Source organism: Roseovarius maritimus, from assembly GCF_043355895.2.
Taxonomy (GTDB): Bacteria; Pseudomonadota; Alphaproteobacteria; order Rhodobacterales; family Rhodobacteraceae; genus Roseovarius; species Roseovarius maritimus.
This window is the reverse complement of sequence record NZ_JBHFPF020000003.1, coordinates 178,030-191,940: the sequence shown is the minus strand read 5'-3', so window position 1 is coordinate 191,940 and position 13,911 is coordinate 178,030. Positions and strand designations below refer to the sequence as shown.

General features: G+C 62.8%; 13 protein-coding genes. 1 reads left to right on the top strand and 12 read right to left on the bottom strand.

The genetic code is table 11. The features are described from left to right. The first annotated feature begins 14 nt into the window (after window positions 1-14). Entirely contained in the window at window positions 15-677 is a 663-nt protein-coding gene (pdeM, locus tag ACEWPM_RS08230) for a ligase-associated DNA damage response endonuclease PdeM (RefSeq protein ID WP_393961187.1), read from the top strand. A 59-nt stretch (window positions 678-736) separates the two neighbouring features. Here the strand turns inward: pdeM and folD are convergent, their stop codons facing one another. From folD to coaBC, 12 genes are all read right to left on the bottom strand, one after another. After that, the gene (gene folD, locus ACEWPM_RS08225; RefSeq protein ID WP_393961185.1) at window positions 737-1,630 is read right to left on the bottom strand and encodes a bifunctional methylenetetrahydrofolate dehydrogenase/methenyltetrahydrofolate cyclohydrolase FolD; all 894 of its coding nucleotides are present in this window, start codon (window positions 1,628-1,630) and stop codon (window positions 737-739) included. A gap of 131 nt (window positions 1,631-1,761) precedes the next feature. Continuing rightward, window positions 1,762-3,438, bottom strand: a complete 1,677-nt coding sequence (locus ACEWPM_RS08220; protein ID WP_393961184.1) for a formate--tetrahydrofolate ligase — start codon at window positions 3,436-3,438, stop codon at window positions 1,762-1,764. 25 nt (window positions 3,439-3,463) lie between these two features. Further along, window positions 3,464-6,244, bottom strand: coding sequence for a formate dehydrogenase subunit alpha (gene fdhF, locus ACEWPM_RS08215; RefSeq protein WP_393961183.1), 2,781 nt, complete (start codon window positions 6,242-6,244; stop codon window positions 3,464-3,466). Further along, the gene (locus tag ACEWPM_RS08210) at window positions 6,244-7,929 is read right to left on the bottom strand and encodes an NAD(P)H-dependent oxidoreductase subunit E (RefSeq protein WP_393961182.1); all 1,686 of its coding nucleotides are present in this window, start codon (window positions 7,927-7,929) and stop codon (window positions 6,244-6,246) included. Before ACEWPM_RS08210 ends, fdhF begins: the two co-directional genes overlap by 1 nt. Window positions 7,930-8,077: 148 nt before the next feature. Continuing rightward, window positions 8,078-8,857 (bottom strand): succinate dehydrogenase iron-sulfur subunit, encoded by a 780-nt coding sequence (locus ACEWPM_RS08205; protein WP_393961181.1) that lies wholly within the window; start codon window positions 8,855-8,857, stop codon window positions 8,078-8,080. Window positions 8,858-8,871: 14 nt separating this feature from the next. Next, a complete protein-coding gene (locus ACEWPM_RS08200) occupies window positions 8,872-9,186 on the bottom strand; it encodes a succinate dehydrogenase (RefSeq protein ID WP_393961180.1) in 315 nt (104 codons plus the stop codon). Further along, window positions 9,186-10,991 (bottom strand): succinate dehydrogenase flavoprotein subunit, encoded by a 1,806-nt coding sequence (gene sdhA / locus ACEWPM_RS08195; protein ID WP_393961179.1) that lies wholly within the window; start codon window positions 10,989-10,991, stop codon window positions 9,186-9,188. Before sdhA ends, ACEWPM_RS08200 begins: the two co-directional genes overlap by 1 nt. Window positions 10,992-11,003: 12 nt before the next feature. After that, window positions 11,004-11,375, bottom strand: coding sequence for a succinate dehydrogenase, hydrophobic membrane anchor protein (sdhD, locus tag ACEWPM_RS08190; RefSeq protein ID WP_393961178.1), 372 nt, complete (start codon window positions 11,373-11,375; stop codon window positions 11,004-11,006). Window positions 11,376-11,387: 12 nt separating this feature from the next. Continuing rightward, complete coding sequence (gene sdhC, locus ACEWPM_RS08185; protein WP_393961176.1) at window positions 11,388-11,771, bottom strand: succinate dehydrogenase, cytochrome b556 subunit; 384 nt, start codon at window positions 11,769-11,771, stop codon at window positions 11,388-11,390. Between the two features lie 244 nt (window positions 11,772-12,015). Continuing rightward, the gene (locus ACEWPM_RS08180) at window positions 12,016-12,249 is read right to left on the bottom strand and encodes a TM2 domain-containing protein (protein WP_393961175.1); all 234 of its coding nucleotides are present in this window, start codon (window positions 12,247-12,249) and stop codon (window positions 12,016-12,018) included. Between the two features lie 37 nt (window positions 12,250-12,286). Further along, window positions 12,287-12,580 (bottom strand): hypothetical protein, encoded by a 294-nt coding sequence (locus ACEWPM_RS08175; RefSeq protein ID WP_393961173.1) that lies wholly within the window; start codon window positions 12,578-12,580, stop codon window positions 12,287-12,289. A gap of 77 nt (window positions 12,581-12,657) precedes the next feature. Next, a complete protein-coding gene (gene coaBC / locus ACEWPM_RS08170; protein WP_393961172.1) occupies window positions 12,658-13,854 on the bottom strand; it encodes a bifunctional phosphopantothenoylcysteine decarboxylase/phosphopantothenate--cysteine ligase CoaBC in 1,197 nt (398 codons plus the stop codon). Window positions 13,855-13,911: the final 57 nt, after the last annotated feature.

Here is a 13,911-nt window from a genome sequence, read left to right as displayed (position 1 = left end):
GGCAACCGCGCCCCATGACCACCCACTCCTTCACCCTCGCCGGCGCCACGCTTATCGCCCTGCCCTCCGGTGCGCTCTATTGGCCGGATCAAAACCTGCTCTGCGTGTCGGACCTGCATCTTGGCAAATCCGAGCGGCGGGCGCGGCTGGGTACGGCCTCCCTCCCTCCTTACGAGACACATGACACGCTGGCGCGGCTTGACGCCGATCTGGCCGCCACCAGCGCCAAGACGGTCGTCTGCCTCGGAGACAGTTTCGATGACAGCGCGGCGATGAGTGCTTTGCCGGACGCGGCCAAGCTCTGGATCACCACGATGCAATCCGGGCGCCGTTGGATCTGGATCGAGGGCAACCATGACCCCGGCCCCGTCGATCTGGGCGGCACGCACCTGGCCGAACTGCCGCTCCCCCCGCTCACTTTTCGGCATATCCCGCGCCCCGGCGCCAGTGGCGAGCTTTCGGGCCATTACCACCCCAAGGCGTTGGTCAGGGCCCGCGGGCGCAGCCTTAGCCGCCCCGCTTTCCTGATCGACACGGACCGGGTGATTCTGCCGGCCTATGGCACCTATACCGGCGGGCTGCGCAGCGACAGCGCCGCTCTCTCAGGCCTCATGCGCGCCGAGGCGGTGGCTATTCTGACAGGCACGGCCGCGCGCGCCATCCCCATGCCGCGCTGAACGCAAAAGGGCCGCGCCCTGTCACAAGGCGCGGCCCAAAACCTGTCATGCCTTACGTTTCAGGCCGTCAGCCCCTCAGGCTCCTCCAGCCCGTTGGCCCGGCAGGCCGCCGTCAGCGTGTTGGCTAGAAGGCAGGCAATCGTCATCGGGCCCACACCGCCCGGCACCGGCGTAATGGCGCCCGCGCGCTCGGCGCAGCTGGCATAATCCACGTCGCCAACCAGCTTCGTCTTGCCATCTTCTTTCTCGATCCGGTTGATGCCCACGTCGATCACGGTGGCCCCTTCCTTGATCCAGTCCCCCGGCACCATCTCGGGGCGGCCCACGGCGGCCACGACGATATCGGCGCGGCGCACCACCTCCGCCAAATCCTTGGTGCGTGAATGCGCGATGGTCACGGTGCAGCTGTCACCCAGCAGCAGCTGCGCCATCGGTTTGCCTACGATGTTGCTACGGCCGATCACAACCGCATCCATGCCCGAGAGCGAGCCATGGTGATCGCGCAGCATCATCAGGCAGCCCAGCGGCGTGCAGGGCACCATGCTCTTCTGCCCGGTGCTGAGGAGGCCAACATTCGAGATATGAAACCCGTCCACATCCTTGGCCGGATCAATGGAATTGATCACCAGATCCTCATTCAGATGCTTGGGTAAAGGCAACTGCACGAGGATGCCGTGAATGCTCTCGTCATTGTTCAGTTGGTCGATCAGCGTCAAAAGATCAGCCTCCGATGTGTCCGCGTCCAGCTTGTGCTCGACGCTCTTCATACCGACCTCGGTCGTCTGCTTGCCTTTCGAGCGGACATAGACCTGGCTTGCCGGATCCTCGCCCACCAGCACCACGGCGAGACCCGGCACCAGATCATGCTTTTCCTTCAACTGTGCCACGTGCCCGGCCACCTTGCCGCGCACCTCGGCCGCAAAGGCCTTGCCGTCAATCACCTGAGCCGTCATCGCGCTCTCCTTACAACAAGGGCACCGCCCCTGCTTTCTTCTTGCTGAAAATATCCCTGCCGGCGGCAGGAGCCGCCGAAAGGCGGCGACCGTATTGCAGGGGGCTCAATGCCCCCTGCAATACGCGCTCTTTAAAACAGACCTTCGATCTCACCGCCATCGTTAAGACGGATTGACGTCGCCGCTGGCACGCGCGGCAGGCCGGGCATCGTCATGATCTCGCCGCAGACGACGACGACGAAACCGGCGCCCGCGCTCAGGCGCACTTCGCGGATCGGCACGGAATGCCCCGTGGGCGCACCGCGGCGGCTGGGATCGGTGGTAAAGCTGTATTGCGTCTTGGCCATGCAGATCGGCAGATTGCCATAGCCTGCGTCTTCCCACTGCTTCAGCTGATCGCGGATCTTGCCATCGGCCACGACACCATCGGCGTGGTAGATATTCTTGGCGATCGTCTCGATCTTTTTGAAGAGGGGCATATCGTCCGGATAGATCGGCTTGAAATCCGACACGCCGCTTTCGGCCACTTCCGCCACGCGGGTTGCCAGATCGGCGCTGCCTTCGCTGCCCAGCTCCCAGTGACGCGACAGGATCGCCTCGCTGCCCTGGCTCTTGACGTAGTCCTTGACCGCCTCGACCTCGGCATCGGTGTCGTTGACGAAATGATTGATGGCCACAACCACCGGCACGCCAAAGCTCTTGAGGTTGCCGATGTGACGCCCAAGGTTGGCGCAGCCTTCCTTGACGGCATCGACATTTTCATCCCCCAGATCGGCCTTGGCGACGCCACCATTCATCTTCATCGCGCGCACGGTGGCAACCAGCACCACGCAGTCAGGCGCGAGGCCCGCCTTGCGGCACTTGATGTTCATGAATTTCTCGGCGCCCAGATCGGCGCCAAAGCCAGCCTCGGTCACGACGAAATCGGCGATCTTGAGCGCGGTGGTCGTCGCGGTAACCGAGTTGCAGCCATGCGCGATGTTGGCAAAGGGGCCGCCATGCACGAAGGCCGGGTTGTTCTCCAGCGTCTGCACCAGGTTCGGCTGCATCGCGTCCTTCAGCAGCACGGTCATCGCGCCCTGTGCCTCGATATCGCGGCAGAAGACGGGGCTGCGGTCGCGGCGGTACGCCACGATCATGGAGCCCAGACGCTCTTCGAGATCCTTTAGGTTCTTGGCGAGGCAGAGGATCGCCATGACCTCGGAGGCCACGGTGATGTCAAAGCCGCTCTCGTTCGGGAAACCGTTCGAGACGCCGCCCAGTGACGCCGTGATCTGACGCAGCGCGCGGTCGTTCATATCGACGACGCGGCGCCAGACGACGCGGCGGATGTCGATCTCCAGCTCGTTGCCCCAATAGATATGGTTGTCGATCATGGCCGACAGGAGCGAATGCGCCGAGGTGATCGCGTGGAAGTCGCCAGTGAAATGCAGGTTCATGTCCTCCATCGGGACGACCTGAGCATAACCGCCGCCCGCAGCGCCGCCCTTCATGCCGAAGTTTGGACCGAGGCTCGCCTCGCGGATACAGACCATCGCCTTCTTGCCGATGCGGTTCAGGCCGTCGCCCAGACCGACGGTGGTGGTCGTCTTGCCCTCACCCGCCGGGGTCGGGTTGATCGCGGTAACGAGGATCAGCTTGCCGTTCTTGTTGTTCTGCACGCTGTCGATATAGGCCTGAGATACCTTGGCCTTGTCATGCCCGTAGGGCAGCAGATGCTCACCGGGGATGCCCAGCTTGTCACCGATCTCCTGGATCGGCTTCTTCTGTGCGGCGCGTGCAATTTCGATATCGCTTTTGTAGGCCATTAGGATCAGTCCCTCGTTGGTTGCGTCACTGTGCAGTGACGGAAGAGTGGGTGTCGGCTTCTACCTTGACGGCAGAAAACTTGAATTCCGGGATCTTGCCATAGGGGTCGATCGCGGGGTTTGTCAGGATGTTCGCCGCCGCTTCGACATAGGCGAAGGGCAGGAAGACCATATCGGGGGCGACTGCGCGGTCGGCCCGTGCCATGATGCTGATGCTGCCGCGCTTGGTCGTGAGGCGCACATGCTGGCCCGGCTCCACCCCCAGCTTGCGCAGGGTGCTGGGATGAAGCGAACAGTTCGCCTCCGGCTCCACGCTGTCCAGAACCCGGCTGCGCCGCGTCATCGAGCCGGTATGCCAATGCTCCAGCTGCCGGCCCGTGGTCAGGATCATCGGGTATTCCTCGTCCGGCACATCATCGGGTGCGATGACGCTGGCGGGGGTGAACCGCGCACGCCCCTGCGGACGCGGGAAGCCGTCGCCAAAAACGATGGCCTGCCCCGGATCCGTGGGGCTGAGCGACGGGTAGGTCACGGCGCCCTCCTTCTCCAACCGCTCCCATGTGATGTTGTTGAGCGAGGCCATGTTCAGCTTCATCTCGGCAAAGACATCGGCGGGGCTGTCATACTCCCAGTTCAGGTCAAGGCGGTTAGCCAGCTGCATGGTGATGCGCCAATCCTCGCGCGCGGCGCCGATGGGTGGCACGGCAGGGCGGGCCAGCTGCACCTGACGGTTGGTGTTGGTGACCGTGCCGGATTTCTCGGCAAAGGCCGACGCGGGCAGGATGATGTCGGCATAGTTCGCCGTCTCGGTCAGAAAGATGTCCTGCACCACCAGTGTATCGAGCTTGGCCAGCGCATCGCGGGCATGGTCCACATCGGGGTCCGACATGGCCGGGTTCTCGCCCAGGATATACATCGCCTTGATGTCGCCGTCATGGACCGCATCCATGATCTCGGTCACGGTCAAACCCTTCTCGGCGCTGAAATCCTCGGATTGCCAAACCTCGGTAAAGGCGTTGCGGATATTGTCATCCGTGACGCTTTGGTAGTCGGGCAGGAACATCGGGATGAGGCCCGCGTCGCTGGCCCCCTGCACGTTGTTCTGCCCGCGCAGCGGGTGAAGGCCCGCGCCCGGGCGGCCCACCTGGCCACACATGAGGGCGAGGGAGATCAGGCAGCGCGAATTATCGGTGCCGTGAATATGCTGGCTGACGCCCATGCCCCAGAAGATCATCGCGGATTTCGCGCCCGCGAAAGTGCGCGCGACCTCGCGCAGCGTCTCGGCGGGAATGCCGCACATGCCCTCCATCTTCTCGGGCGAGAAATCAGCCAGATGCGCCTTCTCGGCCTCCCAGTTCTCGGTATAGGCGTCGATATATTGCTGATCGTAGAGCTTTTCCTCGACGATCGTGTGCATGATCGCGTTTAGCATGCTGACATCGGCGCCGGGGCGGAATTGCAGCATGTGCGTGGCAAAACGCTTCATCCCCTGGCCGCGCGGGTCCATCACGATCAGCTTGCCACCGCGCTTGGTGAACTGCTTGAAATAGGTCGCGGCGACGGGGTGGTTCTCGACCGGGTTGGCGCCGATGATGATGGCGACATCCGCGTTCTCGATCTCGTTGAACGTGGCGGTCACGGCACCGCTGCCCACGTTCTCGATCAGCGCCGAAACGGACGATGCATGGCAAAGCCGGGTGCAGTGGTCCACGTTGTTGTGGCGGAACGCCTGACGGATCAGCTTTTGAAAGAGGTAGGCCTCTTCATTGGTGCATTTCGCGCTGCCGAAACCGGCAACCTCGCGGCCTCGGCCCTTGAGCCGGGACGCGGCCAGATCCAGCGCCTCGTCCCATTCCGCCTCGCGGAAATGGGCCTGCCAGTTGCCGGGATCGACGTTCAGACCCTTGGCAGGCGCGTCGTCACGGCGGATCAGCGGCTTGGTCAGGCGGTGCTCGTGATGGATGTAGTCAAATCCGAACCGCCCCTTGACGCAAAGGCGGCCCTCGTTCGCGGGGCCATTGATGCCCTCGACATACTTGATCTTGCCGTCCTTGACCTTGAGATTGATCTGGCAACCGACGCCGCAGAAGGGGCAGATGCTCTTGGTCTCACTGTCATAGTCGGCGCGGTCGCCGACCTGATTTTCATCGACCACGGTCGAAGGCATCAGCGCGCCGGTGGGGCAGGCCTGAACGCATTCGCCGCAGGCGACACAGGTGCTCTCGCCCATCGGATCGTCGAAGTCGAAGACCGGGTAGGCATTATGCCCGCGCCCGGCCATGCCGATCACGTCGTTGACCTGCACTTCGCGGCAGGCGCGCACGCAAAGGCCGCACTGGATGCAGGCATCGAGGTTCACGCTCATCGCGACGTGGCTGTCGTCGAGGAGGGGGATGTGACCTTCCTCTAGCTTGGGAAAGCGGCTCTCCGAGACGCCCTGCATGGCGGCCATGTCCCACAGATGGCTGGATTTGTCGTGCGCGACCTCCTGCTCGGGCTGGTCGGCCAACAGCATCTCGATCACCATCTTGCGCGCGCTCTTCGCGCGGGCGGTATCCGTCTTGACCACCATCCCGTCGCTCGGCTCGCGGATGCAGGAGGCGATCAGGTTCCGCTCGCCCTCGACCTCGACCATGCAGGCGCGGCAGTTGCCATCCGGGCGATAGCCGGGCGCGGGCTTGTGGCACAGGTTCGGGATGATCAGGCCACGGCCATGGCTGATTTCCCAGATCGTCTGGCCCTTGGGCGCGGTGACTTCCTCGCCATCGAGGGTGAAGGTGACGGTTTCGACGTTCGAATCGAGCATCAGATTTCCTCCGGGAAGTGCTTCATCGCCGAGCGGATCGGGTTTGGCGCAGCCTGTCCGAGACCGCAGATCGAGGCATCGGCCATCGCGGTGCAAAGCTCGCCCAGCAGCGCCTGATCCCATGTCGGCGCCTGCATCAGCTTGACCGCCTTCTCGCAGCCGACACGGCAGGGCGTGCACTGCCCGCAGCTTTCATCCTCGAAGAAGCGTAGCATATTGAGTGCCGCATCGCGCGCACTATCCTTGTCGCTGAGTACGACCACCGCCGCCGATCCGATGAAGGTCCCATGCGGCTGCAGCGTGTCGAAGTCGAGCGGAATGTCCTGCATCGACGCCGGAAGCAGACCCGAGGACGGGCCGCCCGGCTGGTAGGCCTTGAACGTGTGACCGTCCATCATGCCGCCCGCCGCCTTGATGATGTCGGTGATCGTAGAGCCGGCATAGAGAAGATAGACGCCCGGTTTCTTGACCCGGCCCGAGACGGAATAGCTGCGCAGGCCCTTGCGGTCGTTATGCTCGTGGTCCGACAGGATCTGCGGACCCTCGCGCAACACGCGCGCGACCCAGTGCAGGGTCTCGATGTTGTTGACCAGCGTGGGGCGGCCAAAAACGCCGACCTGCGCCACGAAGGGCGGACGGTGGCGCGGGATGCCGCGCTTGCCCTCGATCGATTCGATCATCGCGCTTTCTTCGCCGCAGATATAGGCGCCCGCGCCGCGTCGTAGCTCAATATAGCCCTTTGCCACGATGCCCGCGTCCTCCAGCGCCGCGATCTCGCGCGCGAGGATTTCAAGCACGGCGGGATATTCATCGCGCATGTAGATAAAGCAGGTATCGGCCTCCACCGCCCAAGCCGCAATCAACATCCCTTCAAGAAAGAGATGCGGCACCCGTTCCAGGTAATAGCGGTCCTTGAATGTGCCCGGCTCGCCCTCATCGCCATTGACGGCAAGATAGCGCGGGCCGGCGGCATCGCGCACGAAGCCCCATTTGCGGCCCGACGGGAAGCCCGCGCCGCCGAGGCCGCGCAGACCGGCATCCAGAAGCGTTTGCTGGACGGTCTCGAAATCGCCCTTTTCGCGCAGTTCGGCCAGCACCTTGTAGCCGCCTTCCGCGCGATAGGCTTCGAACGTCTGATAGTCGGGGATGGTCGGATGGGTATGGCCCGCCGCGATCGCGTCATTCACCTTTTCCGGGGTGGCGTGGTCGATATGGGCGTGACCCAGCTCCAGCACGGGCGCTGTATCGCAGCGGCCCATGCAGGGCGCGCGCAGCACGCGCACTTCGGCCGGGTCCAGACCCTTTTCCAGAGCCGCCTTCAACTCCTGCGCGCCCGCCAGCTCGCAACTGAGCGAATCGCAGACACGGATCGTCAGCGCGGGGGGCGGCGTCTCACCCTCCTTCACGACATCGAAATGGGCGTAGAACGTGGCGACCTCATATATCTCGGCCATGGCGAGGCGCATTTCCTCGGCCAGCGCGCGCAGATGGGACGCCGACAGGTGGCCGAACTTGTCCTGGATGAGGTGCAGATACTCAATCAGGTGATCGCGGCGAATCGCACGGCCCTCCAGAAGGGCACGCACATCGCTCCACGCGGCATCATCCAGCTGCCGTCCTTTGGGAGTTACACGCCCCTTGCCGCGCCCGGACTTCCATACACCGCTACCTTGACCCGCGCCCATGTCGCCTCCCTACGTTAATTTCCCAGTGTTTAATTTATTTTCCCTCCAGTCAACAGATGCAAACGACTGGGAGCGATAAACATGGGTCCGTAGAAGACAAAAAGCAGGCCGCGATGCGGCCTGCTATACTGCTTGCGTCACTTTGGGATCAAACTGCGCGCTCGACCATCATCTTCTTGATATTTGCGATGGCTTTTGCGGGGTTCAGGCCCTTGGGGCAGGTCTTGGTGCAGTTCATGATCGTGTGGCAGCGATAGAGTTTGAACGGATCCTCCAGATCATCCAGCCGCTCGCCGGTATTCTCGTCGCGCGAATCAACGATCCAGCGATAGGCATGAAGTAGCGCCGCCGGTCCAAGATACCTGTCGCCGTTCCACCAATAGCTGGGGCAGGCGGTCGAGCAGCAGGCGCACATGACACATTCATAGAGACCGTCCAGTTTCTCGCGATCCTCGATGGACTGCTTCCATTCCTTCGAAGGCGCGACCGTCTCGGTCTCAAGCCAGGGCTGGATGCTGGCGTGCTGGGCGTAGAAATGCGTGAGGTCCGTGATCAGGTCGCGCACAACAGGCATGTGCGGCAGCGGGTAGATCTTCACGTCGCCCTTCACCTCATCCATGCCATAGATGCAGGCCAGCGTGTTGATACCGCCGATATTCATCGAGCACGACCCGCAAATCCCCTCGCGGCAGGACCGGCGGAAGGAGAGCGTCGGGTCGATATCGGTCTTGATCTTGATCAGCGCGTCCAGAACCATCGGGCCGCAATCGTCCATATCGACGAAATAGGTATCGACGCGGGGATTCTCGCCATCATCGGGCGACCAGCGATAGATGCTGAACTTGCGCAGGTTGGTGGCGCCTTCCGGCTTGGGCCATGTCTTGCCCGTCACCATGCGGCTGTTCTTGGGCAGGGTCAGTTGAACCATCGTCGTACTCCTTTTCAGCCGATCAGGGTCAGGCTGTTCTGGGCAATGCATTGCAGCGCCTCGGGGCGGCGGGCGATCTGGCCGATCTGTTCGGCAAGGGCCGCGTCGACCCCGGTGATCGCGCCACTGGCGATCTGCAGGATCTCGCGCGCGTCGGCGGCTTCAATGATGCAATCGGTGACCGGCGCTGCCTTCACGCCAGGAAAATTGGTCGCCACATAGCCGTTCACCACGGTCTTGGCCTGGTTACGCGCAACCGTATCGGCGGCGTCATTCGCCGCCGTGCAGGCCGTGAGCGCAACAAGCGCCGATATGGCGAGCGCCTTCATCAGAATGTGCGTTCCTTCGGCGCGATCTTCTTAAGGCTGATGCCGCCGTCCTTCTCGGTGGTCAGCGGTGCCTCCACGATCGGACGGTAGCTGAGATCGACCGATGCACCATCGACGCGGGCGATGGTGTGAACGCGCCAGTTTTCGTCGTCGCGCTTCTCGAAATCCTCGTGCGCGTGGGCACCGCGGCTTTCGTGACGCGCCTCGGCGCCCGCGATGGTGGCCATCGCATTTGGCATGAGGTTGGTCAGCTCCAGCGTTTCCATCAGGTCGGTGTTCCACACGAGGCTACGGTCGGTGACATGCAGGTCATCCAGCTTGGCCGCGATACCCTTCATCTTTTCCAGACCCTCGGCCAGCGTCTTGGACGTGCGGAAGACGGCGGCATCGGCCTGCATCGTTTTCTGCATGTCCATGCGCAGCTCGGCCGTGGGCGTACCGCCATTGGCATTGCGGATGCTGTCGAACCGGTCGAACGCCTTGTCGACACCGGCCTTGTTGGTCGCGGGCACGGCGGCGTCCTTGTCCACGACCTTGCCGGCGCGAATCGCGGCGGCGCGACCAAAGACGACGAGGTCGATCAGCGAGTTGGAGCCAAGGCGGTTGGCCCCGTGGACCGATGCGCAGCCCGCTTCGCCCACGGCCATAAGGCCGGGCACGATGGCCTGCGGATCGTCCTTCGTGGGGTTCAGCACCTCACCCCAATAATTCGTCGGAATGCCGCCCATGTTGTAATGCACGGTGGGCAGAACCGGGATCGGCTCTTTCGTGACATCAACGCCGGCGAAGATCTTGGCCGATTCCGAAATGCCGGGCAGCCGCAGGTTCAGCGCCTCGGGCGGCAGGTGGGATAGGTTCAGGTGGATGTGATCGCCATCCTTGCCCACGCCCCGCCCCTCGCGGATCTCCATCGTCATCGAGCGGCTGACGTAGTCGCGTGGCGCAAGGTCCTTGTACTGGGGCGCATAGCGCTCCATGAACCGCTCGCCTTCGGAATTGGTCAGATACCCGCCCTCGCCGCGCGCGCCCTCGGTGATGAGGCAACCCGCGCCGTAGATCCCGGTGGGGTGGAACTGGACGAATTCCATGTCCTGTAGGGGCAGGCCAGCCCGCGCCACCATGCCGCCGCCATCGCCGGTGCAGGTATGAGCGGATGTGGCCGAGAAATAGGCGCGCCCATAGCCACCCGTTGCCAGAACGACCGTCTTGGCATTGAAGACATGCATCGTGCCATCGTCCAGCTTCCAGCAGACGACGCCGGTGCAGGCACCATCATCACTCATCAGCAAGTCGATGGCGAAATACTCGATGTAGAACTCGGCCTTCTGCTTGAGGCTCTGACCATAAAGTGTGTGCAGGATCGCGTGGCCGGTCCGGTCGGCGGCGGCGCAGGTGCGCTGCACGGCGGGGCCTTCGCCGAATTCGGTGGTGTGACCGCCGAACGGGCGCTGATAGATCTTGCCCTCCTCGGTCCGGGAGAAGGGCACACCGTAATGCTCGAGCTCGTAGACCGCCTTGGGCGCCTCGCGCGCCAGGTATTCCATCGCGTCCGTATCGCCCAGCCAGTCACTGCCCTTGACGGTGTCATACATGTGCCACTGCCAGTGATCGGGTCCCATGTTCGACAGCGATGCGGCGATACCACCCTGCGCCGCCACGGTGTGCGAGCGGGTCGGAAAGACCTTGGTCACACAGGCTGTGCGCAGTCCCTGCTCGGCCATGCCAAGCGTGGCGCGCAGGCCCGCGCCGCCGGCGCCAACGACCACAACGTCGTAATCATGCGTCTCGTATTCGTATTCGGCCATTGGGTCAGGTCCTCAAATCGCGATTTTTGCCAAGGCAAGCAAGCCGGTCGCCGTCGCCCCGTAGGACAGCACAGTCACGCCGATGATCAGGATCTTGCGCGTGCTGCCATGGGAGTAGTCCTCGATCATCGTCTGCGCACCCTTGCGGAAATGCTCGAGTCCGACAAAAATGACCAAAGCCGAGAGGACCGCGACAGCCGGATGCGCAAAGGTGGCCAGCACCTCCTCGCGCGTGCCGCCAAGCGTGCTGCCGACGATGTATAGAAAGGTTGGCACGATCAGGGCAAGTCCGACAGAGCTGACGGTCATGTACCAGTGGTGCTCGGTGCCGGAATGTGCGGCGCCCTTGCCCTCGGCGCGCTTGCGGGCGGTCAGATAACGCATCTCTCGCCTCCCTTAGATGATGATGAGGGTCAGGACGGTCAGAACGACCGATCCGACTACGCAGATCCAGCCAAGCGTCTCGGCCGATTTGATATCCAGCCACTTGCCCGTGTCCCAGATCAGATGACGCAGCCCCGCAAGGTAATGATACCAGATCGCCCAGAGCGACAGGGTCATCACCAGATCGCCGAACCACGACGTTACGACCGCATCGGCCGTATCGAAATATTCGGGGCCGGTTGCAGCGGCCAGCAGCCACCAGACGATCAGCAGAACTGCAACGATCAGCGCGTTGCCGGTGATGCGCGTCAGTATGGACGTGATCGAGGTCAGCTGCGGGCGGTAGATTGAAATATGCGGTGAAAGCGGGCGGTCGCCCCGGTTCACGTCGGCCATATCCTAGGATCCTTTGCTTGGCTCTCGCGGCGGGCGATGGGCCTGCGCGATGACTTGCCTCTTGTTTTAGTGGTCTTGACGCTGTTGCCCAGCAAAAATCCAGTAAAATTCGCAACTGGCCGCATGAGATGCGCATTTGTGATCACGGCATAATATCATGTGATCACAAAAATGATCGGCGGTGCGATGCGCCGCCGATCTCCTTCACACGGACACGGAATCAGACGCCCGGTCGCACGGTGATTCAGTGCTGCAGCGGCAGGCCGTACTTGTCCTTCATCGAGCCGATGATCAAGCGCACGAAATCGATGATCGTCCAGATGCCAAAGCCACCCAGCGTGATCAGCATCAGGATGCCGGTGCCGACCTTGCCCAGGTAAAAGCGGTGGATGCCAAGACTGCCCAGGAAAAAGCATAGCAGGACCGCGGGAACGAATTTCTTTTCGCTGACGGGGCCGACTGTCGTGGTGTTTGTCATGGTTTGGTGTCCCTCATGAATAATGGCGCTTTGCGCCTTATGGATTGGTCTGCATCACGATGGGCCGACCCTTGCCGTCGCGCCATTTCTCGATGATGAGGTAGTAGAAGATGATCAAGGTATGCAGCCCGTCCAGCAAGAAAACCAAGAGTGCCAGACCGACCATTCCCTGCGCGGCGAATCCGATGGCAAGGATCAGCAGGCCGACATCAGCCAGCCCGTGAAGCCAATCCTCGAGGTAGAAATGGTGGATGCCCATCACGCCGAAAATGCCGCAAAGCATGACGGCGACGCCGTAGGATTTAGGAGATATTTCGTTCGAAAGCTGCATGGTCGCGATCCTGACGGGGTATTGTGGCTTTTTTCGTGCAACACCCTGTCCTGCGCAAGATCAATTGCAGGCGCTATTCAGGCCAGCGCATCCGCGATCCGGCGTGCCAGACGCGCGGCAACGTCGGACTTGGGCATGCGCGGCCACCGATCGGCGCCTGCCTCGGTGATCAGCATCACCTCGTTGTCACTGCCACCCATGATGCCAGTATGCGGGCTCACGTCATTCGCGACGATCCAGTCGCAGCCCTTGCGCTGCCGTTTATCAGTGGCGTTTTGTGCCACGTCATCTGTCTCAGCGGCGAAGCCGACGACCAGCGCAGGGCGCTGATCGGTCAACTGTGACAGGATGGCAAGGATATCGGGATTTTCGGCCAGTTCCAGCTGCGGCAGGCCGCCCTTGCCTTTCTTCATCTTGGACGCGCTGGCGCTGGCGACGCGCCAATCGGCCACAGCAGCGGCGCAGATGGCCGCATCCACGGGCAGGGCCGCGCGGCAAGCCTCCAGCATCTGATCCGCCGTCTCGACGCGGTGCAGATTCACCCCCGCGGGCGGGGGCACATCTGCCGGGCCTGTGACAAAGACCACCTCGGCGCCCATGGCCACCAAGGCGCGGGCGATGGCGCTGCCCTGCGCGCCCGACGATCGGTTGGCGATGTAGCGCACAGGATCGATCGGCTCGTGGGTGGGGCCGGACGTGACAAGGATGCGGCGGCCTTTCAGCGGGCCATCCGATAGCGCCCCCTCGATGGCGGCGGCGATCTCCAACGGCTCGGACATGCGGCCCGGCCCATGTTCGCCGCAGGCCATGTCACCATCCTCGGGGCCAACGACGGAAATGCCATCCCCTCGCAGCACGGCCAGATTACGCCGGGTCGCCGGGTGATCCCACATGCGCACGTTCATCGCGGGCGCGATCATCACGGGCTTATCCGTGGCCAGAAGCAGCGTCGTCGCCAGATCATTCGCGTGACCCTGCGCCATCTTGGCCATAAGATCGGCCGTGGCGGGCGCGACGACGACCAGATCAGCGCTACGGCTGAGCTGGATATGGCCCATCTCGGCCTCATCCGTCAGATCGAAAAGATCGGTGAAGACCTTGGTCCCGGCCAAAGCGGAGACAGACAAGGGCGTGACGAACTCGGCCCCCGCAGCGGTCAGAACGGGGGTCACGCTCGCGCCCCTATCGCGCAGGCGGCGGATCAGGTCCAGCGTCTTGAAGGCCGCGATACCGCCGCCGATAATGAGCAGAATTCGTTTACCAGCCAGCGTCATAAGTCACTCCCAAGCGCCGCGACAGTATGGCGGGCGCGGATGCAAGACAAGGCCGGG